This window comes from Paenibacillus sp. 1SOY10, assembly GCF_056836745.1.
Map to the genome: position 1 here is coordinate 42,042 of NZ_JBXENK010000008.1, position 26,107 is coordinate 68,148.

Here is a 26,107-nt window from a genome sequence, read left to right on the forward strand (position 1 = left end):
ATTAGGTAAGGCAAGAACAGGGGGACGTAAGCATGAGGAGCAAATTCGGACAAATGGCCTGGCTCACAACGGCAGGATTATTGCTGGCTATGACCGTGGGTTGTAGTAGCGAGCAGGATGCCTTTTCGGAAAAGGTAGAAAATATGGCCTTGAATACGGTAGATAAAGTGCAGGATTCATTGGAGCTTACGGTCGATAATTGGGAGGAGAGTATGACACTTAACCAAGTGACACATGAGCTTAGTCATGCAACGGACATCGGTAAGGCCGATAAGCTGAGCATCGACAATCAAGTGGGCAGCGTAGAAGTAGTGCAGGGTACGACGGATCAACTGTCCGTAGGCGCGGTAATTACGGTGCAGCAGGGCCGCATTAGCCAGAAGCAGCAGGAGGAACTGTTTGAAGCCAGCACGGTATCGGTGACAACCAAGAAGGGGATTGCCGAGGTTCGTGTTCATGCGAAGGACGATCCAAGCCAGAGCTTGTGGTCTTGGGCGAAGAAGAAATTAAAGACCTCTGAATTTACAATCGATTATATCGTGGAAATTCCAGCCCGTGTTCAGGATCTGGATATCCGTGTCGACGTAGGCAATATCAAGGTAGTTGGCGTGACCGGGAAATACCGCTTGGAGGGAGATGTGGGCTCCATTAACGTGCAGGATGGCGGGATTGTTGGGAAATCAACGATTGAGACTGAAACGGGTAGCGTGAATTTGTCTCTGGCTTTTCTCGAATCAGACAGCAGCCTTAGTGTCAACGCCGATGTAGGCAGTATCACCGCCAGCATGGCCGATTCCTTGGGCTATAACCTGAAGACAACTACCGAGCTTGGCCAAATTACCGGAGCACCGGAGGGAACCAGTGAGCACAATGGCGGCGGGCCACAAGTGTCGCTGACGACCTCTCTTGGGAGCATCAAGGTAGAATAGACTGAATTTAGAGTGTACGATACACCAGCAGCAACCAAGTGTGAACCTTCTTTTGAAGAGGGAACACAGCCGGTTGCTGCTTTTACTTATTATTTGCGGGTTCAGAGGGCCCTGATTCTGGTAGGACAAAATGGCCTAGCGCCTCACCCATACGTACTTTGCGGCCCACTTTAAGTCCCGTTAACGGGGTGAAGGTGGCGTTCTGGGTGAGCAGGACCACCGTGGAGCCAAATTCGAAGTAGGCGAGCTCTTCCCCTTGTTCCCAACGGGTAATGGCTTCATCGGTATATTTGATGCTGCTGACATTCATTGCCCCGACCTTGACAAGCGCGAGTTCGCCATAAGCATGAGAGATGTACGTAATCAGCCGTTCATTGCGGGACAATACAGTTCTCATATGACGCATGCTAAAATCGTTAACCGGATACACGCGGCCTTTGATATGGTCACTCTCTAACCTCTTACCGGTTACGGGTGCATGAATGCGATGATAGTCCGTTGGACTCAAGTATAAGACAAAGGCATATCCATGCTTGTAAGCTTCCAGACGCGGAGAGTGATTCAAGAGCTCGGTCAGGGAATAGTCCTGGCTTTTGACATTCAGCAGCGTCCCGTCCTGAATGACCCCCATAAACGTAACAAGGGCATCTACCGGACTAATAAGTGCTCCCGGCTCTTCATGAAGCGGGCGCATACCTGGTTTTAATCGGCGGGTAAAAAATTCATTTAGTGTTTGGTAATCCCCGATTTCCATCTCCGCTTCGTGCAAGGGGATGCCATAAGATTTTGCGAAGAACGGAATCATCAACCGGCTGATGCCCGAATGCGAGAATCTGCCCATGAGCTTGGAAATCCACTTACGGGAGGACAGCTCCGTCATCCATTTCATCCATGTTGCCGCCAAAATACATCCTCCTCGTCCAATTGCTACTTCCGCTTATATTGACATAAATCAGGATTGAAATCAATTAATTGATGCTTGCCGCCCGGCAAAGGTTAGTGTATGTTATTAACAATTGCATAGGATACGGGGGCTTGAGTGAATCAGGCTGAGATGGCAGCATATTCCGCTGCAGACCGTTAATCTGATCTGGATAATGCCAGCGTAGAGAATCGACCATAGGGGACATCTGTGTGCCTGTTTGCGCCTTCCCATGGACTTGACTGCCGTCTGAGCTTATTCAGACGGTTATTTTCATATGCGAACAAATTATTCGTTGAAGGAGAATTCAATATGGCGGAAATGGTAAAAAAGCAAGCCGCTCGCGGCTTGAAGCTAAGTGATTTACTGGTGACGGTGCTGATCTCGGTGGTGCTGGGTGTGGTATATCATTTTTGGAGCTCGGTGTATTCCTTGCTCTCGCCCTTGTTCTTCCAGGCGGACGAGTTGGTCTACGGGATGTGGTTCCTCGCATCTACGCTGGTATTCTTGCTGATTCGCAAACCTGGTGTAGCGTTGATTGCCGAGGTGGCAGCCGCTCACGTCGAAATTCTGTTTGGCAGCGAATGGGGCATTCAGCTTTTGCTCTATGGCGTGCTTCAGGGGCTGGGAGCGGAGCTGGTATTTGCTGCGTTCCGGTACCGCAAATTTTCTGCTTCGGTAGCTGCTTTGGCTGGAATCGGGGCTGCGATCGGGTCGATTATCCCGGATTTCTTCTATGGATACGTCCAAGATTATGCTCCCTGGCTGCTCACGGCCAAATATATCATGCGGGCTATCAGCTCTGTGGTAATCTGCGGATACTTTGCTTACGGACTGGTCAAAGCGGTGGAGGCGACAGGAGTAACGGCGCTGCTGCGTCCGTTGGACCCTAAAGACTACGCCGCCCTGGATAAATAAGGGGTGGTGACATGGATATAGCAGCAGAAGTTACTGCCCTGAGATTGAAGTTCCCGGGCGAAGAGAATTTCGTGTTCAAGGACCTGGACTTTAGCGTAGGGCGGGGCGAGAAGGTATTATTACTTGGACCCAGTGGCTGTGGTAAGTCAACGTTGCTTCAGGTGCTGTGTGGCATTATCCCGAACTTGGTGGAAATTCCGATGCGCAGCACCTCCCAGCGGCTGCCCGACTCTTGGGGCATCCTGTTCCAGGACCCGGATACCCAGTTCTGCATGCCTTATGTGGATGAGGAACTGGCATTTGCGCTGGAGAATCGGGGGATTCCGCGGGAAGAGATGATAGACCGCATGGAGGATGTCCTGAGCAAGGTGGGCCTTGCCCTGTCTGATCTCCATATGCCTATTGATGCTTTGTCCCAGGGTATGAAGCAACGCCTGGCGCTGGCCTCCGTATTGCTGGGAGAGCCGGAAGTGCTGTTGCTGGATGAGCCTTCGGCTTTGCTGGACCCGGAGGGTCGGGAGCAGATTTGGCAGGCCATCCTCCGCAATGCGGAGGGCCGGACCCTGATCATTGTGGAGCATCGCCTTGAGGAATTACTGGCCCTGGGGCTCGTTGATCGGGTGGTGTTGTTTGGACCGGACGGGGTACCCATCGGCGAAGGGGCTCCGGCGTATGTATTCGCTAAGTTCCAGGCGGAGCTGGAGCACTTCGGTATTTGGTATCCAGGGGTATGGCAGGATTTCTTCTCGTCTGAAGAGGGACAACGGCTGTTGAATGCCTCTCCTATGGAGGGAGGAAGGGATGTGCCGGAACTGGTGAAGCTGGGTCGGTATCAGGGGCTTCGTCAAGGCCAGCCGGTCGTAGCCGTAGAGCAGGCCGACATTCGTCCTGGCGATTTTGTGGCCGTTACAGGGCCTAATGGAGCGGGGAAGAGCTCCTTGCTGCTCAGTCTGATCGGACTGCTTCCTTCGGAAGGTGTATATTTGCTGCAAGGCGAGCAGGCTGGACACGGGAAAGGCAATAATCGCAGAGGCAAGCGGCGGAAGGATAACCGGATGGTGCGAAGCATCGGCTTTGTTTTTCAGAACCCGGAATTTCAATTTGTGGCGGACCGCATCCCTGATGAGATAGCCTTCTCCCTGAAGCAGGACGGAATTGCTGAACAGGATATTGTGGAGCGGGTGAGCCATAGCATGCAGCAGTTCAGCCTGGTGGGGTTGGAGGGGCGACACCCATATCAGTTGTCACTGGGGCAGAAGCGGCGACTCAGTGTCGCAGGAGCCGCCGTGCGGCGTCAGCCAATCCTGCTGCTGGATGAGCCGACCTTTGGCCAGGATGCGGTAAATACATTTGCCATCCTGACCTTATGTGAGGAATTGCGCCGTCAGGGTACAGCCATCGTCATGGTCACGCATGAGGAACGCATTGCCCATTATCTGGCTACCCAGCATTGGGAGATTCGTGCAGGCCGACTGGTCTCGCGGGAGCACACCCCACGCGGCAGACACCTGTTCGGCAGGGATGAGGTTGAGGAAGCTCTTCCGGAACGATCACTGAGACCATATGCTCAAATACTCTCTTGAAAGGATATGATGGTTATATGAGACGCTTTCTAACGCCAAAGGTACAGACCTGGATGCACAGGGCCAATCCGGCAAGCAAGCTTATGATGATGTTGCTGCTGTTCATTATGACGCTGCTGACCCATCGCCTGGATTTTATTTTTTATCAGGCCGTTCTATTTATCGTGCTGCTCTTTGCCTTGAGCGGGTACCAGCCATGGAAGGTGGCTTTAATTATCCTGCCCTTTGTGCTGGTCTTTGTCTCATCGGCAACGACGATGATTTTATTCGGTAAGGGGGACACGCTTTGGTGGGCCTGGGGGTTGTTCCACATTTCGGAGGAAAGCTTCTATCGCGGCATTCATATCGGGCTCAAGGCGGTGACTTTTGCGTCACAGGGGCTGTTGTTCGTGCTGACTACGTCATCTGTGGCCTTGTTCTATGCCCTGATGCAGCAAATGAAGCTGCCACCCAAGTATGCGTATAGCTTCATGGCTTCGGTTCGCTTGCTGCCGATGGTCTGGGAGGAGCTGCTTGTCCGGCGCAACGCCTTGTTGATTCGTGGCTTGCGTTCTCCGCGAGGCTTGGCGGGCCTGGCCACAGGGGCCAAGCTGTACGCAGTGCCGCTGCTCTCGCAAAGTATCAGGCGGGCGCATCGCGTAGCCGTCGCCATGGAGGCCAAGGCGTTTGACGGCTCCCGGCCCCGGACTTATTTCTATCCCACTGCTTACTCACGTTATGATTTATGGATACCTGTACTGATGATTACCGTACAGGCGTTGGCTTACACCCTAGCGATGCTGTATCCACCCTTTGGCATTGCCGATGTTCGTTACCATTAGTGCCAGCCTGCTTCATTCAGGTTGTCTTCGCGCTTCCCTTCCTGGGAGCTGTCGTGCTCTTGGCAGGTTGATTCAGCAGATAATGCGCGAAAGCCATCGGCCTACGATACGTATCCTTCCAAATGCTGTCCATCCCTGCCTTACGGAAGCCGTAGCGCTGATCGCGTCCATTACATTCAATAAAATAAGGCCGCCCTTCCGGCGTTAGGCCGATATCTAGCCCGACGTCGGCGAGTAGGGGCAGACGGTCGGACAAATAGCGGCAGATGGTGAGGGCCAGCGCCTCCACATGACTGAGCGACGCCGGAACCAACGGAGCTGGAAGTATCTGGGCCAGCACGTCCTCAGCCGGTAAGGCCTCGCCTCCCTTGGCGATATTGCAGACAAACCCGCCCTTGGGAGATACCTTGGCGAAACGACCGGTAATTTCAAAATCCCCGCGAATTCCCCGCTGTACCGTAACACGTAAATCTACGGGCCGTCTTTCATATTCGACCAATGGAATGCGTTCCTGTACCAGGTAAGGTACACGTTCGAGTCTTCTTCTTGCCCACCCTGGAAGTTCCCCTCTTCTGAGTCTGGCTGTGATCCAGTCTCGGGGTCCTGTAGGAGAGGGATAGATTAACGCCCAGCCTGCATCCTCCCGATACTGCAAGCGCATAATGCCATGACCCACCGAGCCGCGAATCGGCTTCAGGATCAAGTCCGGGTAGCGAGACATCATCGTAGACAAGGTCCTGGAGGTTAAGGGCATAGCTGCAGGAAGGTAATGACGCAAATGAGGAGCGTTCCAGAGTAACCGGTGGATGGTATCCTTGCCATAGCGGTTGTTCACATTAAATACGGTAATCCCCATGGCCATCAGCTTACGAATCTTTTGTACTGCTTCGGCTCTCGGATACAGGGCACGATTATGAATAACTTGCGGCAATGGCAGCTCCTGCTTGCTGTAGTCAATTCCGTTATATACATAGGCAATACAGCTTTCATTGGATAAATCGATATCAGCAAGACGCAGATAGCAGGGAGTCAGCCCATATTCTCGTGCGGTCTCCTCATATAATGAGAGCGATTCCTGACCGGTTCGGCGTGTGGGAATTCCCCGGTACATTCCCGTATTCAGCAATATTCCAACGTAAGTCTGACTCAAGAGACTTCCTCCTTCCTTGCTTCTTCCTCCAATCTATGATTTCCCGGGCAAAAAGCGTGGACGACTGTTCCGCGTCAGCCGCCTGTTTTACAGACGATTGCCTTGGCCCTTACAGCGCAGGATTCCTCTACCAGAAGACGGTTGTACGTTTGCCGTTGCAACACCTCCTTCAGCACATACACTGTGGTATATGTTCTGGTATATCACGATTTGGGAGGAAAGCGATGTGGTCAAAACACGCAAGCTGCGCAGCCGGCCGGCCCGAAAGCCGCTTCGGCGAAAGTCCCCGCTTCCGCGTTTGGTCAACCACGACGACCCCATAGTCTCCATTATTATTCCGGCTATGAATGAACGGGCCACGCTGGGCCGGGTACTGCGCGAAGCGGGTAAGGTGCACCCCCGCAGCGAAACGATTGTGGTGGCTAACGGCTCCACGGACGGCACGCCTGAATTGGCCGAGAAATGCGGCGCCCGCCTGATTCGCGTACCGGAGCCGCTGGGGCATGATGTGGGGAGACGGGTAGGCGCGGAAGCGGCTGCTGGTCAGGTGCTGCTATTCATGGATGCGGACATGGTGGTGCCAGCCAAGGAGCTTAGACCTTTCGTGCAAGCGGTATTGTCAGGAATCGATGTAGCTTTGAATGGCTATTCGGGTCCGGTACGCCGGCGAGAGGTTCATCCGGTCGTATTGGCCAAACATGTACTTAATGGTTTGCTACTACGTGCTGATTTGAAGGGAGCCTCACTGACGGCAGTTCCTCATGCCTTGAGCCGCAAGGCATTGGAATGGATTCGGCCAGAGGCGCTGGAGGTACCTCCGCTGGCCTTGACCAAGGCCATTCTGCTGGACCTGAAGGTGGAAGTGGTCCATACGGTGGAGGTCGGCCGGTTAAATCCGGTGCGAGCCAGACAAGAGGAGCAGGGCAAACGGGTTGATCCGTTGACCCGGCTCGTCGCCGGAGACCATCTGGAAGCGGTCGAATGGCTAATTAAGCAGCAGGGAGCCCGGGGCGGATATAGCGATCTGGGCCGACAGCGCGGCCGGGTGAGGTGAGATGAGGGTGAAGACAAAGCCAACAACAAGCCGTCAAGGGCATAAGAAGCGTTCCCCATCGGGGAAGCGGCCTTCCTACCCGCGACCTAGGGCAGGCCGCATGTCCAGAAGAGCAAGTGCAAACCGGAGCAAGTTACCTGCCCGGCGGAAGATGATTCGCTCAACAGCGGAGAGTCAGCGCGCAACCCGTCTGGCGCTCAGGGCCGGGGAAGCGGGTGCTCTTGCGGGGAGAGCGGCTCGGGAGAACCGGGGCAGCGAAGAGTTCTCCTTCCAGATGCAAGAAGGGTTCCGGGAGTGGTATGCCCGGTACGCTCCAGCCGGTCTACCGATAAAGATTCTGTTACCCGCGGCCTTGGCTTACCACCGCGGTTATGCCAAGGCTTGCGGGGTAGAGGATTTGTGGATTCCCCTACCCTTACAAGGCACCGTAACGGCGATCGTTACTGCGAGTAACGAAGAGAAAACCTTGCCAGCCGTATTGACGGAGCTGCGCAAGCTGCCTCTGCAAGAGATCATTATCGTGCTGAATGGCTGTGAAGACGGAAGCTTTGCCGCTGTGGATCAGGACCCGCGAATTACGCGGCTCAGCTTCCCGGAGCGACTGGGTCATGATGTAGGTCGGGCTGTTGGAGCATCGGTGGCCTCCGGCGATATCCTGCTGTTCACCGATGGCGACATTTGCGTCCCTGCTCAGGAACTCGCGGCTTTTATCCTGGCCGTTGATCGGGGTGAGGACCTGGTACTCAATGATTTGACTCCATATCTTCCCGCGTTTGCGGGTCAAGATGAGGTGACACGCTGCAAAGTGTTCCTGAACCACGCACTTGGCCGTCCGGATTTGCGGGCTAACTCGCTGACAGCGGTGCCGCACGCGATGTCCCGCCGGGCTGTTCAGGCGGTGGGGACCGCGGCTCTGCTCGTGCCGCCCAAGGCGCAAGCGATGGTGCTTGCTCGTGGCCTTGCTACAAGCGCACCAGTCTCCGTCGACGTCATACGCAGCAATCGGGTTCGCAGTGGCAATAGCGGGGCAGGCAATGCCGTAGCGCGAATGATCATCGGCGACCATGTGGAGGCCTTGGGAGAAGTGATGAAGACGGAGGGCGTACGTCTAAGCTTTGCTACGCTTCCTCGCAGCGAGCTCGCGAAAGTGAGGAATGCCAAATGAATGAAGCCGGATTGACCAGCATCATTATCCCTACTTATAACGGACTTCATCTGCTTGCTCCTTGCGTTGAGGCCATTCGTCGTCATACCGAGGTTCCCTACGAAATTATCGTGGTGGATAACGGCTCTGCTGACGAGACCGTCTCGTATTGTCTGCGAGAGCAGCTCATTTTGGCTGCTTTGCCGCGTAACGAAGGTTTTCCCATCGCTGTGAACCGGGGGCTGTCTATCGCCTCGGGTGATCAGTTGCTTCTTCTGAACAATGATGTGACCGTCTCGCCGTATTGGTTATCCAACATGCAAAGAGCACTAAAGAGCGCTCCTGATATCGGGATGGTAGGCCCGGTCACGAACTATGCCAGCGGGCGCCAGCAAGTGGAGGTTCCCTGGAGGGAAGGGGAGGACTTTATCCAGTTTGCACAGCGCTACAATCACTCCGACGCTTCCCGCTGGCAAGAGGCCCAGCGTTTGATTGGCATGTGTCTGCTTATCAAGCGAGAGGTGCTGGCTCTGGTGGGTTTGCTGGACGAAAGCTTCTCGCCGGGGCATTACGAAGATGATGATTACTGCTACCGGGTACGCCAGGCGGGATATCGCTTGCTCATCTGCGGAGATACACTCGTGCATCACGCTGGAAGCGCCAGCTTCAAGGCGCAGCATCCTGAGGGGTGGAGCGAACTGATTGAACGGAACCGGCAGCGTTTTATGAATAAATGGGGCTTAGACCCCTGGCAGTTTATATAGCAATTACTTACTGGGGGGAGAGTTCATGAAAGGTGTGATTTTGGCGGGAGGCACCGGTACGCGTCTATACCCGCTGACCCGATTGATTAATAAGCACCTGCTTCCCGTCGGGAGCCACCCGATGGTGTGCTATGGCATAGAACGGCTGCGTCAAGCCGGAATCACGGACATTCTGATCGTCATTGGCAAGCAGTCTGCCGGGCTGTATGCCGATTTTCTTGGCAGTGGCGACAATTTTGGCGTTAATCTTACCTATCGGATACAGGATTCGGCGGGAGGGATTGCGGAGGCGTTGGAGCTGGCATCCGGCTTCATCCCGTCTGGCGAGCGGTTTGTGGTTCTGCTGGGCGATAATCTGTTCCTGGATGATTTGACCCCCTTTGTGGAGAAATTCAAACAGCAGCCGTCAGGGAGTGCGCGGGTACTGCTTAAGCCTGTGGATGATCCCCGCCGCTACGGAGTTCCCGTATTTGACACCGAAAATCCGGATTTGATTGCATACATTGAAGAGAAACCCAAAAAGCCGAAATCGCAGTTTTCGGTGACAGGCATCTATATGTATGATGACGCTGTATTCGATATCATTCGCGGGATCAGTCGCTCCGATCGTGGAGAATTGGAGATTACGGATGTCAATAATCGTTATGCCAAGGCAGGCAAGCTGGAATATGACATACTGCAGCTATGGTGGGGGGACGCCGGTACGCTCGAGTCGTTGCGAGAGGCCGGGGTTTATATGAAGGGCGTACTTCCGTGACTTCTTAAGACTTGACATGATGAAGAAAGGAGGGCGGGCCATGATGCGTGGTTCATCGGGAAAATCCAGCCGAAAGGCCCGGCGCCAGGCAGGAGGGAGAGGTGCTGCAGTGGCATCCCGCCGCACCCTGAACAGCATCCGCCGCAAGACAGCCAGCAGGAGGAGCGGGGGAAGGACGCTCCCCCGTCGCTTGCGTTCCCGGCGGGCGGCCTGGCGCCGCAAGCGGGATTTGCGACGGCGTACGCGTATGCCAGCAGGCTCGGCTGTTGCTGCGCCGCTAGAATCAGCGGCATCTAGAGCAGCACTCCTGCCGATATCACTTCCGGTGGAGGAAGCGGCGTCTTCGGGAATAGAGGATCGCTCTCCTGCCCCATCCGAGAGTACGGAGGCGTTGGAATCCATCCGTGCAGAAGCTTATGCTCATGGACACCGGGAAGGCTTATTCGAAGGTGGGGAAGCCAAGCTGGGCCGTTTGATTCCCCACCATACGATGCTGCCTGAAATCACAGTGGATGCGGTCATTGCCGAGGGGTTCCGAGCGGTTGCCGACTCGCTGTATCCGTTGCTCCCTGCACCTGCCGTATTTCAAGCAGCGGTAACCGCCCTTCAGGAGGGGCGGCCGCTGTCCATCGTTCGCTTGGGCGACGGCGAGTTGCTTACGCTGGCGCATGAGACGGTAATCCCCACAGAGGATGCCATCCGCTGGGGGAGTTTCTTACCTTATGCGGGTGTGCAATTGCCGGATGCTGGAGCGCGGGAAGCCTTGGCGCAGGCGGTCCACTCGGCAGACATTATCGGCGTGCCTCAGTCCCGGCATCCGTCGTATCAGGGCTTGCTGTTCCCCGTGCTGCGTCATTACGGCATGGATTACCGCACAATGCAGCTCACTACTTCAACGGTCAATTACGAGTTGAACGCAGGAGGGTACCTGGCGCGGCTATTGGAAGGTCGACGCGTGCTGCTGATCGGCAATCAATCGCCAGAACTGGCAGATTTGTTAAGCCGACAAGGGATAGCCATCACAGGCTGGGTCGCTCCGGTTCAGGGGGTTGCCGATGTTGAGGCTGTTCTAATACGAACCCGCGAGCAGCCTGATTTTGACCTGGCTCTGGTAGCGGCAGGTATAGCTGCAGTGATGATATGCTCACGCCTCGCGGCAGAGCAAGGCAAGCTGGCATTGGACCTGGGCCATTTAGCCGACAAGTTGATCCGTGGAGAGATGTTTCTAACACGGTTGTGAGGGGAGGATGAGAGGTTGAAGCAGGAGCAAGGCAAATATGCAAGCGGCTACGCAGCCGGGTATGCACGGGGGATGGAGGAAGGCATCCGTTCGTTTGGTTCGGGTCTGGAGGGCACCAGCATCATTATTCCGACGTATAATCGCAGAGACTTGTTGCTCCAATGTCTGGACAGCATTGAGGCCCATACCCATTTGCCTTATGAAATCATTATCGTCGACAACGGCTCCGAGGATGGGACAGCAGAAGCGATCAGGCGTCGCCAGAGACCGATTCGGCTGGCGGTGCATGAGCAGAACCTGGGGTTTGCGAGGGCTATTAACACAGGGTTGATGATGGCAAAGGGCCAATACATCGTTCTATTGAACAACGATGTGCTGGTGACGGAACGCTGGCTTGATCAATTGCTGCATTGCCTGAGCCAGCGTCCAGACGCGGCGGCGGTAGGTCCGGTTACGAATTATATCAGCGGTGATCAGCAGATTGCTGTACCCTATGGGGACGATATTGCCGCCATGCAGGTTTATGCGGCAGCCCATAATGTTACTGATCCGGCCAAATGGCGGGAAACGGAGCGATTGGTTGGTTTCTGTCTGGTTTTTCCCCGCAGCACCTTTGAGCAAATCGGATACCTTGACGAGGGGTATACCATTGGAAATTATGAGGATGACGATTGGGTGGCTCGGCTGCGGCTGCAAGGGAAGAAGCAGGTGGTTGCCGGAGATACCTTCATCCATCATTATGGCAGCATGACGATGAAGGGGCTGGGAGAGCAAGGCTTTGCCGAGGTCAATACAAGGAATCATGATTTTTTTGCCGAGAAATGGGGCGATTTGCAGTCCTTGTACTTGCGTATGCCAGGCCTGCGTTCGTCAGGGGCACTTCGGTCTGCTGATTTTTTCCCGAGTGGAGTCTGTGTCAAGGGGTGGAATGCTACGGTGTATTGGTTGGAGCACGGTGTTCGCTATCCCTTAGAAGGAAATGTAGCAGAAGGGGTGGGCTTCCCGCCGACAAGGCTAGCCGTAACGGACCTGCTGCATCTTCCGCGCGGAGCAGGACGTTCCATGCATGAAGTGTTAGCTCTGCGAGCGGGTCTGGCAGCACAGCCGGGGCAGGAGGGAAGCGTCACTCGCGCCGCTGACGGGCGCCTGTATCAGCTTGACCGGGGGCAACGCCGCGAGGTCGTATCGGAATATGCTTGCCGGGCCTGGGGGCTTACAGTGTCAGGGGAAATCCCAGGAATGCAGTGGTTGGAGCAGTACCCGGAGGGGCTGCCCATTCTCCCGCCTCTCAGACTGTTAAACGAGGATTTATAGGAGGATTCCCCAGGAACGTGCTGGTTTGCAGCGGCATATGCTAATGCAGGGTACCAAGCTGGGCAGTCCGTCCATAGAGGAGGAATCAGGGTGGAGCAAAAGATAACGGATATCATTGTTCATATGGCCCACTCTCACCAGCAGATGGCGCGAATGATCGATGCCGAGCGACAGGTTGCGGTACGTATGGCGCAGATTGTACACGGCATTCCGGATGCGGGGCCGGCCTTTGCTGGCATGTCTGGCGTGCTGGAGAACTCAGGCCGCGTCAACAAGAGCGTCATCTCTTATTTGAATGCGATAGCCGATCTGGAAGAGGCCATGGCCGAGAACCTGGGTTATGTAATGAAGGAATTGAAAACCCATGACGAAGAGTAATGCCAAGAAGCGGGGTATGATGCCATGAGCAGGGAACAGGCCTATCTGCACATGTTGGATGCAGCCGCCAAAATACAATGGAACATTGCAATGATTTTGGAGGCGAAGGCGGTTGAAGCGGAGAAGGTGCGCAACTGGGTGCTCAATCATGTGGTAGAGGCCAATTTTGACGATCATGAGAAGCAATTATCCGACCCGCTGGACGTTCATGAGCAGCTTGTGGAAATGGTTGAAGGGTTGACCAAATTGCAAAATGGGCTGTACAGCAATCTAAAAACGGTGCTAGCCACCGAGGAAGAAGAAGCGGGCGGTGATGGCGACCTGGGCGGCGGCTTCGGTGGTTTGTTTGGCGGTGGATTTGACTTGGAGGATTCCAGCAAATGAGGTTGCCGCTAGAACTTCACGAAGAAGCCAAACTCCGGCTGATCGACTCGATCAGCCGAAGTCAGGTCGCCATGGCTCGCATTCTCGGCAGTCTGGCCGAGGTAGCGGAAGGGTCGCCGGAAACCGCCCGGCACCTTGCCGCCAATATCGAGATTTTGACGAAGCATCAGGAAGCGATGGCCCGTACCGTCTGCGGGTTGACTCTCCATCGCGTCAATTATGGAACTCCTTCATCGCCGTGGATTAAGAACACTTGCTATGCAGCTAACGAGGTTGCCCGAGGAGAATAGGAGGAACAGGTAATGGCCAAAACGAAATCTCGGCGCACCCGCCGGGTGAAGCCGCGTGTGATGAAGAAAGGACGTCCGGGGAAGAAGCGGAGATTATCCTTAAAGCGGGGCAGAAAGATCGGTGTTGCCCGCCGCAAGCGCAGTAAGCTACGCCCGGCACTCCGTTTGCGCCGCCGTAAGAGTAAGCTGAGACGGCGTCGTAAAGGGCTGGCTCGTCGCCTTCCAGTGAAGGAGCCCGTTCCAGTCGATCCTGCCACCGAGGATGCCACTTATAATCAAGCGTATAATGATGCTTATCAGGAAGGCTTCAACGGAGGTTTTGCCCAAGGCTTTGAGGATGGACATAAGCTAGCCTACAAGGAACAAGTCTAGTCAAGCTGTTGCTTGCAGCATACCTAAAGCATCAGTTCGGGGCTACCAACCATTTATGGTTTGGTAGCCCTAGCTATGTAGGATCGTTTTATCTCTATTTTGGGGGATCCACCTTCCTATTATAGGGAAAAGATCCCGCTATATGTGATATTTGGTGAAATACAGACGAATTAGCAGGAGGATTTCCCGTTAGAGGTATATTGCAGCTAAGGCATCAGTATCAAAAACGGTAGCTGCACAGCCTGTATCAAATAAAACATTGTGTAAAACGACGGAGCGATCACTTTGGGTTACAGTCAAAGAAACCATAGGCAAGTCTCTCTGTAACTATAACTTCATGTTAGCTGCCGTACTCCTGAGAAAAACTCTTCTACAACCTCAACATTACTTCTGCTCGTATGGAATACATAGAGCTCACGAGTTGGGTGAAGCTTGTGTTGTCTTTATAGCCACTCCAGGCTTCTTGCGGATTGTCGTATTCTTGGATAACAGCCATATCCTCTAGTCGACGTAAATGGTTGCTGGAGCTTCCGTATTCATGGAAGCTTTTTGTTGTTATTTTGACCTAGAGGGCATTCGCCAATTTATCAGGCGGGCGGGTAGTCGTCCATGATGCACGTGCCCCCTCAGCATATATTTATTAAGACCCAGGAAAAACGCATAGTTTGAATCCACAAAGATAGGATGAAGAACTTTGATGAAGGATGAGGAGAATCACACCGGTGATGCTTATTCAGCCGGGTACGGCGAGGGGTATCGTTATGGCGGCTGTCAGGCCGTGCTTCAGCGGGTATCTCCTGCTGGCTGGCCCAGAGTGAATTTGCGGGTGCTGTACGTTCCCCAGGGATTCGAAGCTATTGACGAGGGAGTGAAGGACGCACTGACGGAGCTGACGGATCAGTGTATTGTAGCTTCTCCGGAGACCATGGTGCAGGAAGCGGAGCGCTATCGGCCTGACCTGGTGCTGGTCATGAATTCGCTGCATGTATTCCCTGCGGATCATCCCCAGCAGATGGAACGAATTCGCAGCATGGGTATTCGCACGGCCGTCTGGTTTGTCGACGATCCCTATTTTACCGATGACACGGTGGCTTTGGCTCTTAGCTACGACGTTATCTTCACCCATGAGATTGAATGCGTGTCCTTGTACCGTTCCATTGGATGTGCCGAGGTGCATCATCTTCCACTGGCTGCCCATCCAAGGTTATTTCGTCCTGTGCCGGCGAAGCCAGAGCACCGCTATGATGTCTGCTTTGTCGGAAATGCGTTCTGGAACCGCGTTGATTTGTTCGAGCGCTTGAGCTCCTTTCTCCAGAACCGTCGTGTCCTGATTGCGGGTTGGCATTGGGAACGCATGCCCCATTTCCAGGAGCTATCGCCTTGGATTCGGCAGGGATGGCTTCCGCCGGAGGAAACGGTCAGCTATTACAATGCCGCCAAGATTGTGCTGAATATTCACCGTCCGACGGAGGCGGGGCAAGACAACCGGAACGGTCGAAATTTATCTGGCGGGTCCATTAACCCCCGAACCTATGAAATTGCCGGTTGTGGCGCATTCCAGATTACCGATGTTCGCGATGAACTCACTTCCTACTATCGTCCCGGATATGATATTGAGACCTTCCATAGCGCGGAAGAACTGGAATCGAAAATCAGCTACTACCTGGAGCACGAGGATGAACGGCGGCTTATGGCCTGGCGCTCTCTCTGGACGACAAGGCAGGCACACACGTATACCGATCGGATCGGCCGTCTTCTGGAGGCGGCGATGAGAAATTAGCTTGGGACTTATAAAAAAGGAGTGACATTATGCTCACAGAGCAAGCGGCAGTACATGTCAATCAAGTGTTGACTTCAGCAGACAGAGGGAGAGCAGACGGGCTCGTCGCCGGATTTGATGAGGGGTATCTCAGAGGCAGGGCTAATGTCATCGTGAATCGGGAACGCCCCGCATTTCCGGTTCGGCAGAAGCGAGTGTTGTACGTAGGTTCGGGCAAGGGCTTTCCCTACTCTCCGATCGATGAAGCCATTACCACCACGTTGCGAGGCCTAACATCCGAACTGATTGTTGCTACGCCTAGTGATTCCATCCCGCAATTAGCGGCATTGCATACGCCCGATCTTCTGCTGGCTCTCGATGGTCTGGAATTACCGACGGACTACATCGATGCAGTACGGGCAATGGGAATTCCCACAGCCATCTGGTTCACCGATGATCCCTACTATACAGATATGACGGTTGCCATAAGCCCGCACTATGATTACGTATTTACGCTGGAACGGAATTGCCTCGAACCTTATCGGGCGGCCGGCTCCCCCAATGTGCATTATTTGCCTTTTGCCGCCTATACAGACCATTACCGGCCTACATTGATTCAGTCCCCGATCCGGCGGAACTTAGGATTTATTGGCTCCGCGTATTGGAACAGAGTTCATTTTCTGCGTCCAGTCATGCCTGCTTTGGCAGAGCAAGGGCTGATGATTAACGGAATTTGGTGGGATCGTCTGCCGGAATTCTCTCAATATTCCGACCGGATCGAGCTTGGCAAATGGATGGGACCGGTGGAGACGGCTGAGGTTTATAGCGGGACTAAAATTGTGCTTAACCTTCACCGTTCTCCGTTTGAGGAGGATGTTAACCACAACGGGGCGGGCATTCTGGCGGCATCACCTAACCCGAGAACATTCGAAATTTCGGCATGCGCTACGCTGCAATTGGTGGATGCGCGGGATGATCTGGCTTCCTTCTATACTCCGGGCGTGGAGATTGAGACCTTCTCGACAGCGGACGAATTAGTGGATAAGGTGCGGTTCTATCTGACCCATGAGAAAGAGAGACGAGAAATTGCACTGCGGGCACTTGATCGGACCCTTCGGGACCATACCTATGCCAACCGTTTGAATGACATGCTGACGGTGATTTTTGGATAACGGAATTCCCCCATTTAAGCCGGACTGAAGCATGAGATGGCTTGTGGGGGAGCCGTCTGCTCACATCAATCAAGCGAAGGAGAGGGCGAGGGTGCCGGGGAAGAGAAAATTGCTGTTGTTCTCGCATGTTTGCAATATCAGGAACGTAACAGGGGCCGAGAAGCTGCTGCTCTTCTGTGCCAGGAAGCTACAGGCCCACTATGATTGCACGATCGTGGTTCCCCGCCAGGGGAGCCTGACCGTGCTGGCAAAGCGTTATGGAATCCGCACGATCATTTGTGATAACGGACTGCTCTACGGAATGTGCTCCCCGCACGCCGGATTATCAGGTCTCGCCTCGGCAGTGGCTTGGAGCGATCCGGTTCGGCGCACGGTTGAATTGCTCAATGGAGAGCGTCCGGATCTGGTGCTGGTAAATACCAGCGTTAACGTCTCCCCGGCAATCGCCGCCAAGCAGCTTGGCATTCCGGTTGCCTGGCAGATTACCGAGGTCATCGCACAGAACGATTTTACAGCCGAGGCAGTTAGCATTATTGATCGGTACAGCGATCTCATTATCGGTATTTCCCAAGCAGTACTGAACCCGTTCCGGGGAAGTGCGGCGGAGCCTAAGATGCTGCTGCTGTACCCTTCTTGGAACCCGGAGGATGTCCATCCGGAGGCGTGGCCCTCCCTACGGCGGCATAAGCGGGGATTATGGAAGGTGAAGCCGGCAGAACGGCTGGTTGGCTATATCTCCTCGTATCTGATTCCGGAGAAGGGGGCCGATCATTTTCTGCGAGCGGCGTTGACACTGGCTGATTCATTCAGTGATACAAAATTTGTAATGATCGGCGCCGAGATTCACCATGAATTTTATCGCAGTTTGCAGGATATGGCTGCGGCTTCTCCTTATCGGGACCGATTCGTGTTCGCGAACTTCGAGGATCAGATTGAGGCTGTATTCGCTGCACTGGATCTGGTCATCGTCCCGCCGATTGCTCCGGAAGGTTTTGGACTGACGGCACTGGAAGGGATGTTCTTCGGCAAACCAGTCGTGGCCTACGCTTCGGGAGGGTTGAGGGAGATTCTGGAGGCAACGGGCAATGCCCCCTATTTGGCAGCGACCCGAGATTCGGAGGAGCTTGCCTCCAGAGCTGCGCAGTTGTTATCTTCGCCAGGGCTGGCGGAAGAGGTTGGACAGAGCAACCGGATTCAGTCCGAAGCGGCCTTTGGGCCGTCGGCTTATGAAGGCAGATTGCTCGGATTAGTAGAGCGAATGAATGGCCTGCAAGGTAACGTTGTTCCGTTACCTGAGCAGCAAGAGCCCCCGTTAGATGAACTGGCGCTTCGCGCCATTGAATCGGGAGCCAAAGAGTCTGCAGGCAATAACCGCCCCATACGGGGCAAGGGAAGCCAGCGGAGCAGGAGTTCCAAGCGACGCAGAACCTTGAAGAAGCAGCGCCGAGGCAAGGGTGGTGTGCGGCGGGGGATAGCGGCCCGCCGCAAACGAAACCGCAAAGGGACGCAGCGGCCCCCGGCTTGGCGGCGCAGGTCTTCCAGTGTAACATCGAGACGTAGAAGCAAGCGTCATAAGTCTGCAAGGAGATGAGAATGTGAAGATCATGACGATACTCGGGACTCGGCCGGAGATCATCCGGCTAAGCCTGATCATACCTTTGCTTGACCAGTGGGCCGACAAGCACATCCTGGTCCATACGGGACAGAATTTTACGGCCAGCCTGAGCGATGTCTTCTTTCAGGAATTGGGCCTGAGACAGCCGGACTATGTGTTTCAAGATCATAAAACAACTCTGGGCAGCCAGCTTTCAGCTATGTTTGCTCAGATGGAGCAACTTCTGAATCAGGAGCGACCGGACCGGGTGCTACTGCTTGGGGATACCAACAGCGCGTTATGCGCAGTTCTGGCTGAACGGCTGGGGTATCCTGTCATCCATATGGAAGCGGGCAATCGCTGCTTTGACCTCGATGTTCCGGAGGAGAAGAACCGGAAGATTATTGATGCCGTGTCCACGATTAACATGCCATACACCCCCCAAAGCAAACAGCATTTAATTGCCGAGGGTGTGCCGGGACGACGTATCGTGCTAACGGGCAATCCCATTTATGAAGTCATGCAACATTATGATTCTCAGGTAGAGACTAGCGACATTTTGACGCGTCTGGGCTTGAGCGAGCGAGCCTATTATCTAGTTACTGCCCACCGGGCAGAGAACGTGGATCGGCCAGAGTCGCTGCATGCCATTATGGAAGGGCTGAACAAGGTGGCAGAGGCCTCTTCGCTACGGATGATTTGCAGTATTCATCCCCGTACCCGGTCGCGTATTGAACGGGATTTGAAGCTGAAGATGCATCCCCTTGTAGAATTTTATGAGCCCTTTGGATTTTTTGATTTTGTGAAGCTGGAGAAGCACGCTCTTTGTGCGTTGACGGACAGCGGCACGGTGCAGGAGGAGTGCTGCATAATGCATGTCCCCACAGTTACCATCCGCCGGACTACGGAACGCCCGGAGACGGTGGATTGCGGCAGTAACGTCGTATCCGGTGTGAATGCCGAAGCGATTGCAGCGACAGCCAAAATGATGGCAGGGATGGAACGCTCATGGCCTTATCCTGATGGCTATATGGAGAAGAAGGTTTCGGAAAAGGTGGTCAAATTCGTACTTGGAGGGAAACTGAATGTTTAAAAACCAAGTCATTCTCGTGACCGGGGGAACGGGCTCATGGGGCCATGAACTCATTCGGCAATTGCTGCCTCAGCAGCCGAAGGAAATCATCGTATATTCTCGCGGCGAGGCAGCCCAGGTGGCAATGAGCCGTGCCTTTGACGATAAGCGGCTGACCTTCCGTATTGGGGATATTCGTGATAAAGAAGCACTGACTGCGGCTTGCCGTCATGTAGATATCGTCTATCACCTTGCCGCCTTGAAGCATGTCCCTGTGTGCGAGGAGCAGCCCGGCGAGGCCTTGAAGACCAATGTGGTGGGCACGCAAAATGTCATTGAAGCTGCGATTGAGAACAAGGTGAAGAAGGTTCTGTACATCTCTACCGACAAGGCTGCCAATCCTTCCAACTTCTACGGCATGACAAAGGCCATTGGGGAGAAATTGATTGTGTATGCCAATCTGATTCAGGAAGAAACGAGATTCGTGTGCGTTCGGGGCGGCAATGTTCTCGGAACCAATGGTAGTGTCATTCACTTGTTCAAGCAACAGATCCGGGAAAGACGCCAAGTTTCAATTACAGATATGGAAATGACGCGTTTCTTCTTCACGATGCCCGAGGCGATCCAACTGTTGTTCAAGGCCTCACGAGAGAGCGTCGGCGGTGAAATCTTCGTCATGCTGATGCCAACCTGCCGAATTGTGGATCTGGCGCAGGTCATCATCGAAGAGTCCGGGGTATCCGGGGTATCCATGGTAGAGTTCGGCGTCCGCCCGGGAGAAAGAATTCACGAGTTGCTGCTCAGCGAATATGAAAGCCGAACGACCGTAGTCTATGATGACGAATACCTGGTCATTCTCCCTGCGTTGGAGATCGCCGGCTTGCAGGAACGTTATGGCGACCTGCCTGGCGTGACCTTCGGTGAGTTAAGTTCCGAGCATCATCTGATGGATAAGGAAGCGATCCGCGGCCTGTTGGCCAGAGGAGGGTTCCTTTCATGAAAATACTGATCCTCGGGGGCGCCGGCATGGCCGGCCATGTCCTCGTTCGATATTTCCGCGAGCAAGGAAAACATCAGGTCTTCTACACTTCCCGAGATTCGGGAGATGCCGAATCCTTGATTCTGGATGTGACGGATACCGTAGCCGTGGATTATGCCGTTCAGGTGGTTCGTCCCCAGATCATTATCAATGCCGTCGGGGTTCTCAATCAGTTCGCTGAGCAGGATAAAATCGCAGCTTACCATATTAATGGATTCCTGCCCCATCGATTACGTCATTTGGCCGACAAGACAGGAGCCAGGCTGATTCACATCAGCACGGATTGTGTGTTCAGCGGAGATCGCGGACATTATCGTGAAGACGATCCGCCTGATGGAACCTCTATGTATGCGGTGACCAAAATGCTGGGAGAAGTTCATGATCAGGGACATCTGACCATCCGCACGTCCATCATTGGGCCGGAGATTCGGGGCCATGGGATTGGGCTGTTCCATTGGTTCATGAGCCAGGAGGGAAAAGTCTCGGGTTATCGACGCGTTTCCTGGAACGGGGTAACCACGCTGCAACTGGCCAAGGCTATAGATCAATTGATGGATCGACCGGTATCCGGACTCATTCATTTGGCTCATCCCGAGATTGTGAGTAAATACGAAATGCTTCAGCTCTTCAAGGAGATCTGGGGTAAAACGAATGTTGAGATTGAGCCGGAGGACGGTCCTTACCTGGACCGAACACTGGTAAATACGCGGACCGATGCCGCCGTTCCGCTCCCTTCCTTCCGCCATATGCTGGAGGATATGGCGGGTTGGATGAATCAGCATGGCTGATCAAGCTACTATTCTGATTACCGGAGCGGCAGGATTCACCGGGCAACATGCTTGCCGCCGGTTTGCGGCCCAGGGATACCGGGTCTTCGCCTCAGTTCGAAGCGAAGCCGGGCTTCCCGGCGGCTGCGGTGTTAGCTATTACCCATGCGATCTGACCGATAAGCGGCAGGTCAGGGAGATGATATACAAGCTACGGCCTGAATATGTTCTGCATCTCGGTGGAAAAAATTCAGTGCCTGCTTCTTGGGACCACCCACTCCTGTATGTGGAGAGCAATTTGATGACTACCCTGCATGTGCTTGATGGCTTGCATGCTGCCAGACTGGAGCGAACCCGCGTGCTGGTAGCTGGCTCCCGGCTCAAATTTGGACTAGGCCCCGACATCGCTCCCACACATCCTTATGGCCTGAGTAAGGCGCTGCAAGAAGCAGCGGCGCTGGCTTGGGGAGAACTGTTTGGGCTCCACGTCATGGTTGCCGAGCCGGGTAACCTGATTGGTACAGGTCCTTCGACAGGTGTCTGTTCCTTGTTAGCCCGCTACATTGCCGGAGTTGAGCGTGGAGAGGAGCTTCCTCCCTTCAAGCTGACAAAAGGGGTTGAACGGCGGGACTTTCTGGATGTGCGAGACGCGGTGAAGGCCTATGAAATCTTGCTAAGGCGGGGCGAGCCGGGCAAAATTTATCCTGTGTGCTCCGGCCAGGAACACAGTCTGTCGGAACTGGCTGAAGTCTATGCCAAGCTGACAACGGCGAAGCTGGACCTTCGCGTTTCCCAGCCTGCATTGAATAGTCCCTTGTCTGCCTCCGGCTCAGCGTCTGCAGTTGTTCCGCAATCCCTGTGGGACATGGGGTGGGAGACAGCTTATTCCTGGGAACAGTCCCTGATGGATATATTGAACGATTGCCGTAAGGAAGGGAGAACCTTGTCATGAATCCGAGAGTAAGCATCATCATTCCGTTCTATAACTGTCCTTATATCGAGCAAGCCGTTCAAAGTGCGCTGGACCAGAGTTATACAAATATCGAGATCATTGTTGTGGACGATGGCTCGACCCAGCATGCAGAACGCCTGGCTCCATACCGGAATCATATTTACTATCTGGGCAAAGCCAATGGTGGAACTGCCTCGGCGTTGAATCACGGCATCCGCCATGCCTCAGGCGATTATATTGCCTGGCTTAGCTCGGATGATAAGTTTCATCCTGACAAAGTTGCCGTTCAACTTCAATTCATGCAAGCCAAAGGGGCGGCTATTTCTCATACCAACTTCAGCTACATCGACCAAAATAGCCAAGTGACCCAGCACGGAGCGGGAATGCCTCCGATGGAATGGAATGTCTTGCTCCACACATTTCTAGGCGGCAATCCCGTGAACGGTTGTACGGTGATGATGCATCGTAGTCTGGTGCAGCGGGTGGGGATTTTCGACGAACAGTTGCCGTACACCCATGATTATGATTTATGGCACCGGGTGCTGCTTTCCCGTACTGCCTTCCCCTATGTGGAAATTCCGCTTACTTTCTATCGGAGGCATGGGGGCATGGGGACCTTGCGCCATCAGAGTGCTATTTCTGCAGAAATTCAATTCCTCCAGGATCGCTACAGAGCGGCCTTAACCCATCTCATCGCTACCTCCTAAAGTCCATGAAGCAGGTCATTTGTCCCCGAATAGCAGAAAATGAGCAGTTACCTTGAGGAAGTTGTCTATACGAAACACGCTCTTCAACCATAACCTGAAATAGATTACAAGAAGGTGGTGAATGAAGAGATGGGTGTTTTTCTTGATGCCAGAAGCTCCGTGAACTCCAACCAGCCCGGGTTCCCCGGGACTCCACTGTCCGATACCCCTGCACTGTTCGGGATCATCGGTTTGCAGACGCAAAACGTTCCCAATCCAATCGTAATTCTGCAAGGGATTATCGGTATATTGGGGGACGTAGGAGACACATTTACGATTGATATCGTCCGTGGGGCGACGTTTGCTCCCGCCAATGTCATCTTTAGTCTGGATGGGGTCGTGACCAGCGCCACTTCCACACAGGTGACGTCGTTCGTAGCTGCCGACCTGCTCGCTCCTGCGGCACCGGAAACGGTTTACACCTCCTATATTTCCGGAGCAACAACCGCTATTCGTAACGGCCCAGAAGCCTTTACTGGTATTGCCCAGCAAGGTTAATGCAAAACAGAAAACCTGCCTCGGGTTTGACCCGGGGCGGTTTTCGTCTAAATGAAGCAGCCCTGCGGCTAAAGTGAAAGTTCAAAAGTCAGGTTTTCAGCCCGAATGTACTACCTGATTCACTTCGTGATCAAAAGATGACTTTTTGAACAACCACTATATTAGAAAAGGGTTGGATGGCATGAACCGCTTAAAGATACTGTTCATCACCCGAGATTTCAGCAAATACCTGGAACGCAACTTCTATTACATGCAGATGGAGCTTCAGAAGCAAGTCTTGTTAACTGTAGAACATCGAGGTGGAAATCTTGGGGAAATTGTTCGACGCATGCCGAGTAAGCCTGACTTTATTCTATTAAATGATATGTTCCATGCTGCTTATTGCCCACCTGTTCAAGGACTCGCACAGCTAGGTATCCCCTGGGGCATGATCATGCATGATCTTCATAGCAAAGTGGAGCAGCGCCGGGAATTTCTACAGCGGTTCCCCTCTTCGAATATATTCACGATTTATCAGCACGCTTTCCGTGTACGTTATCCCGAATTCAAGGGAAATCTGCGCTGGCTTCCGCATTTTGTTGATCCGGTTGTATTTCGAGACTACCAGCAGCGCAAGCGAATCGACATCCTGCTGATGGGAGCCACCAACCGGAAGGTCTATCCGCTGCGACATGCCATCAAGACATCATTGACTGGAAGACCTGGCTTCGTCAGTCACGATCATCCCGGTTATGTAGATTTTGCTTCTGATGCCCAGGCCAGGGTTGCCCGCAGCTTTGCCGTAGAGGTGAACAGGGCCAAAATATTCATGACCTGCGACTCCATATACCGTTATCCTTTACGAAAATATTTCGAGGTACCGGCTTGTCATACCTTGCTGCTTGCACCTGAGAACCCGGATTTGATCCAGTTGGGCTTTCGGCCTGGCGTTCATTATGTCGCAATTTCGCCACGGGATTACCTGGCCAAAGCGAATTTCTATCTTCATCCAAACAACGAGGCTTTAAGGAACAAAATTAGCCACCAAGGCTATGAATTTGTCAGGGAGAAGCACACAACGGCCACTCGAACCCGTGAATTGTTACAAATGATCCGTTCCATCATCGACAACAGGAAGATGCCATAACGTCTGCGGGCAGTATGACCAGTTATCAACACGGAAGGGGGAGATGAGATTTGAGCCGTACTATAGCCATCGTCGGTTTGGGTTACGTCGGACTGCCTTTGGCTGAAACTTACATGGATCAAGGCTTTCGCGTAATCGGCATTGATAAGGACGAGAGCAAGTTGAAGCTGCTGAGTGAAGGACGAAGCTATATCGCGGATGTTCCGGAAGCCAAGATCAGGCATTTTGTTCAAAGCGGTCAGCTTGAGGTTAGCTCCGAATACAGCAGCATTGCCGCTGCAGAGGCGGTCATTATGTGCGTGCCAACACCGCTCAACCAGCAGCATGAACCGGATATGGCCTACTTGATTGAAGCCTCCAGGGACATGAGCGGACACTTACAGGCAGGCCAACTGGTCGCTCTTGAGAGTTCTACCTATCCCGGAACCACGCGGGAAGTGATTTTGCCCCTGTTGGAACAAAGCGGACTGCGTATAGGGGTGGAACTCTTTGTTGGTTTTTCGCCCGAGCGGGTTAATCCTGGAAGTCGACGATATACTTTGCAAGAAATTCCCAAGATCGTCAGTGGAATTACTCCGGCTTGCGCCGATCGCACAGAAGAGTTATATCAGGCGGCATTCCACAAGGTAGTACGCGTATCCTCCACAGAAACAGCAGAGATGGCTAAATTGCTGGAGAATACCTTTCGTTTCGTCAATATTTCCTTTATGAATGAGTTTGCCATGTTGTGCGACAGGCTGGGCATCAATGTATGGGAGGTTGTGGAAGCGGCATCTACCAAGCCTTTTGGCTTCAAAGCATTTTATCCTGGACCTGGGGTAGGTGGGCATTGCATTCCTGTGGACCCCTTATATTTGCAATGGAAAGCCCGTCAGCTTGAAGTCGATAGCACCTTCATTGAAGCTAGCACACGAATCAACCGTTCCATGCCGGCATATATCGTATCTCGAATCAAGCAAGCCATGGAGGACTCGGTGCTTACAGGTAAACGAATATTGGTGCTTGGTGTCACCTTCAAGGAGGATGTCGCGGATATTCGAGAATCCAGTTCCATTGAAATCATCCGGCTGCTCATGGCCGCGGAAGCTCAGGTGGAATACCATGACCCACTGGTTACGGATTTGAAGGACAGTGGCCTGGAACTGACATCGGCTGAGCTTGATACCGAAATTTTGGAGGCTAGTGATTGCGTGTTGCTGGCTGTTCATCATAAGGGATTGCCACTGGACCTGGTGGCCGCCCATGCTTCGTTAGTATTTGATACGAGAAATGCATTGCGGGGGCGTCCGGGCAAGGCCAAAGTCATTGCACTTGGGGATGGTACCTCGGGTCACTTCAAATCACTTGGATAAATCCTGATCA

The 26,107-nt window shown here is 53.6% G+C and carries 27 protein-coding genes and 1 riboswitch; of the genes, 25 read left to right on the plus strand and 2 right to left on the minus strand.

Annotated features, from left to right (window positions below):
* Positions 1-32 precede the first annotated feature (32 nt).
* Positions 33-929: a DUF4097 family beta strand repeat-containing protein gene (locus tag AC1VOR_RS17275; protein ID WP_482619571.1), complete on the plus strand. Its 897-nt coding sequence runs from the start codon at positions 33-35 to the stop codon at positions 927-929.
* Positions 930-1,011: 82 nt separating this feature from the next.
* On the opposite strand, the gene asd is transcribed toward AC1VOR_RS17275, so the two are convergent.
* Positions 1,012-1,833: an archaetidylserine decarboxylase gene (gene asd, locus AC1VOR_RS17280; protein WP_482619573.1), complete on the minus strand. Its 822-nt coding sequence runs from the start codon at positions 1,831-1,833 to the stop codon at positions 1,012-1,014.
* Between the two features lie 113 nt (positions 1,834-1,946).
* A riboswitch (TPP riboswitch) is annotated at positions 1,947-2,058 on the plus strand.
* A 105-nt stretch (positions 2,059-2,163) separates the two neighbouring features.
* Between asd and AC1VOR_RS17285 the strand changes: the two genes are divergently transcribed.
* Genes AC1VOR_RS17285 through AC1VOR_RS17295 form a run of 3 tightly spaced genes read left to right on the plus strand, consistent with a single transcriptional unit; the run spans position 2,164 to position 5,173 of the window.
* Entirely contained in the window at positions 2,164-2,769 is a 606-nt protein-coding gene (locus AC1VOR_RS17285; protein ID WP_482619575.1) for an ECF transporter S component, read from the plus strand.
* 11 nt (positions 2,770-2,780) lie between these two features.
* Positions 2,781-4,352 (plus strand): ABC transporter ATP-binding protein, encoded by a 1,572-nt coding sequence (locus tag AC1VOR_RS17290; RefSeq protein WP_482619577.1) that lies wholly within the window; start codon positions 2,781-2,783, stop codon positions 4,350-4,352.
* Between the two features lie 17 nt (positions 4,353-4,369).
* Positions 4,370-5,173, plus strand: a complete 804-nt coding sequence (locus tag AC1VOR_RS17295) for an energy-coupling factor transporter transmembrane component T family protein (RefSeq protein WP_482619579.1) — start codon at positions 4,370-4,372, stop codon at positions 5,171-5,173.
* A gap of 16 nt (positions 5,174-5,189) precedes the next feature.
* On the opposite strand, the gene AC1VOR_RS17300 is transcribed toward AC1VOR_RS17295, so the two are convergent.
* Positions 5,190-6,323 (minus strand): YheC/YheD family endospore coat-associated protein, encoded by a 1,134-nt coding sequence (locus tag AC1VOR_RS17300; protein WP_482619581.1) that lies wholly within the window; start codon positions 6,321-6,323, stop codon positions 5,190-5,192.
* A gap of 226 nt (positions 6,324-6,549) precedes the next feature.
* Here AC1VOR_RS17300 and AC1VOR_RS17305 point away from each other — a divergent pair, with 226 nt between their 5' ends.
* The 21 genes from AC1VOR_RS17305 to AC1VOR_RS17405 all read left to right on the plus strand — a co-directional run bounded on the left by AC1VOR_RS17305 (position 6,550) and on the right by AC1VOR_RS17405 (position 26,097).
* On the plus strand, positions 6,550-7,377 hold the full coding sequence (locus AC1VOR_RS17305; protein ID WP_482619583.1) for a glycosyltransferase family 2 protein: 828 nt from the start codon (positions 6,550-6,552) through the stop codon (positions 7,375-7,377).
* A 7-nt stretch (positions 7,378-7,384) separates the two neighbouring features.
* Complete coding sequence (locus AC1VOR_RS17310) at positions 7,385-8,542, plus strand: glycosyltransferase family 2 protein (protein ID WP_482619585.1); 1,158 nt, start codon at positions 7,385-7,387, stop codon at positions 8,540-8,542.
* Positions 8,539-9,285, plus strand: a complete 747-nt coding sequence (locus tag AC1VOR_RS17315; protein ID WP_482619587.1) for a glycosyltransferase family 2 protein — start codon at positions 8,539-8,541, stop codon at positions 9,283-9,285. The genes AC1VOR_RS17310 and AC1VOR_RS17315 overlap by 4 nt, the downstream gene beginning before the upstream one ends.
* 25 nt (positions 9,286-9,310) lie before the next feature.
* Entirely contained in the window at positions 9,311-10,042 is a 732-nt protein-coding gene (locus tag AC1VOR_RS17320) for a sugar phosphate nucleotidyltransferase (RefSeq protein WP_482619589.1), read from the plus strand.
* 40 nt (positions 10,043-10,082) lie between these two features.
* Positions 10,083-11,282: a GT-D fold domain-containing protein gene (locus AC1VOR_RS17325; RefSeq protein ID WP_482619591.1), complete on the plus strand. Its 1,200-nt coding sequence runs from the start codon at positions 10,083-10,085 to the stop codon at positions 11,280-11,282.
* A gap of 15 nt (positions 11,283-11,297) precedes the next feature.
* On the plus strand, positions 11,298-12,596 hold the full coding sequence (locus AC1VOR_RS17330; protein WP_482619593.1) for a glycosyltransferase family 2 protein: 1,299 nt from the start codon (positions 11,298-11,300) through the stop codon (positions 12,594-12,596).
* Positions 12,597-12,686: 90 nt separating this feature from the next.
* The gene (locus AC1VOR_RS17335) at positions 12,687-12,974 is read left to right on the plus strand and encodes a nucleoside-diphosphate sugar epimerase (protein ID WP_482619595.1); all 288 of its coding nucleotides are present in this window, start codon (positions 12,687-12,689) and stop codon (positions 12,972-12,974) included.
* A 24-nt stretch (positions 12,975-12,998) separates the two neighbouring features.
* Positions 12,999-13,358, plus strand: a complete 360-nt coding sequence (locus AC1VOR_RS17340; protein WP_482619597.1) for an alpha-helical endospore appendage domain-containing protein — start codon at positions 12,999-13,001, stop codon at positions 13,356-13,358.
* Positions 13,355-13,648, plus strand: coding sequence for a hypothetical protein (locus AC1VOR_RS17345; protein WP_482619598.1), 294 nt, complete (start codon positions 13,355-13,357; stop codon positions 13,646-13,648). Before AC1VOR_RS17340 ends, AC1VOR_RS17345 begins: the two co-directional genes overlap by 4 nt.
* A 12-nt stretch (positions 13,649-13,660) precedes the next feature.
* Positions 13,661-14,020, plus strand: a complete 360-nt coding sequence (locus AC1VOR_RS17350; protein ID WP_482619599.1) for a hypothetical protein — start codon at positions 13,661-13,663, stop codon at positions 14,018-14,020.
* A 697-nt stretch (positions 14,021-14,717) separates the two neighbouring features.
* Positions 14,718-15,800 carry a CgeB family protein gene (locus tag AC1VOR_RS17355; protein WP_482619601.1) on the plus strand — a complete coding sequence of 361 codons (1,083 nt, stop codon included), beginning with the start codon at positions 14,718-14,720 and terminating at the stop codon, positions 15,798-15,800.
* A gap of 29 nt (positions 15,801-15,829) precedes the next feature.
* A complete protein-coding gene (locus tag AC1VOR_RS17360) occupies positions 15,830-16,951 on the plus strand; it encodes a CgeB family protein (protein ID WP_482619602.1) in 1,122 nt (373 codons plus the stop codon).
* Between the two features lie 91 nt (positions 16,952-17,042).
* Positions 17,043-18,542, plus strand: a complete 1,500-nt coding sequence (locus AC1VOR_RS17365; RefSeq protein WP_482619603.1) for a glycosyltransferase family 4 protein — start codon at positions 17,043-17,045, stop codon at positions 18,540-18,542.
* 4 nt (positions 18,543-18,546) lie between these two features.
* Complete coding sequence (wecB, locus tag AC1VOR_RS17370) at positions 18,547-19,638, plus strand: non-hydrolyzing UDP-N-acetylglucosamine 2-epimerase (protein WP_482619605.1); 1,092 nt, start codon at positions 18,547-18,549, stop codon at positions 19,636-19,638.
* Entirely contained in the window at positions 19,631-20,617 is a 987-nt protein-coding gene (locus AC1VOR_RS17375) for a polysaccharide biosynthesis protein (protein ID WP_482619606.1), read from the plus strand. The genes wecB and AC1VOR_RS17375 overlap by 8 nt, the downstream gene beginning before the upstream one ends.
* Positions 20,614-21,444, plus strand: coding sequence for a dTDP-4-dehydrorhamnose reductase family protein (locus tag AC1VOR_RS17380; RefSeq protein ID WP_482619608.1), 831 nt, complete (start codon positions 20,614-20,616; stop codon positions 21,442-21,444). Before AC1VOR_RS17375 ends, AC1VOR_RS17380 begins: the two co-directional genes overlap by 4 nt.
* Complete coding sequence (locus AC1VOR_RS17385; RefSeq protein ID WP_482619610.1) at positions 21,437-22,375, plus strand: NAD-dependent epimerase/dehydratase family protein; 939 nt, start codon at positions 21,437-21,439, stop codon at positions 22,373-22,375. The genes AC1VOR_RS17380 and AC1VOR_RS17385 overlap by 8 nt, the downstream gene beginning before the upstream one ends.
* The gene (locus tag AC1VOR_RS17390; RefSeq protein WP_482619612.1) at positions 22,372-23,082 is read left to right on the plus strand and encodes a glycosyltransferase; all 711 of its coding nucleotides are present in this window, start codon (positions 22,372-22,374) and stop codon (positions 23,080-23,082) included. The genes AC1VOR_RS17385 and AC1VOR_RS17390 overlap by 4 nt, the downstream gene beginning before the upstream one ends.
* A 129-nt stretch (positions 23,083-23,211) precedes the next feature.
* Positions 23,212-23,619, plus strand: coding sequence for a hypothetical protein (locus tag AC1VOR_RS17395; RefSeq protein WP_059049574.1), 408 nt, complete (start codon positions 23,212-23,214; stop codon positions 23,617-23,619).
* Between the two features lie 181 nt (positions 23,620-23,800).
* A complete protein-coding gene (locus AC1VOR_RS17400) occupies positions 23,801-24,745 on the plus strand; it encodes a glycosyltransferase family protein (protein ID WP_482619614.1) in 945 nt (314 codons plus the stop codon).
* Positions 24,746-24,795: 50 nt separating this feature from the next.
* Positions 24,796-26,097, plus strand: coding sequence for a nucleotide sugar dehydrogenase (locus AC1VOR_RS17405; RefSeq protein ID WP_482619616.1), 1,302 nt, complete (start codon positions 24,796-24,798; stop codon positions 26,095-26,097).
* The last annotated feature ends 10 nt before the right edge of the window (positions 26,098-26,107 follow it).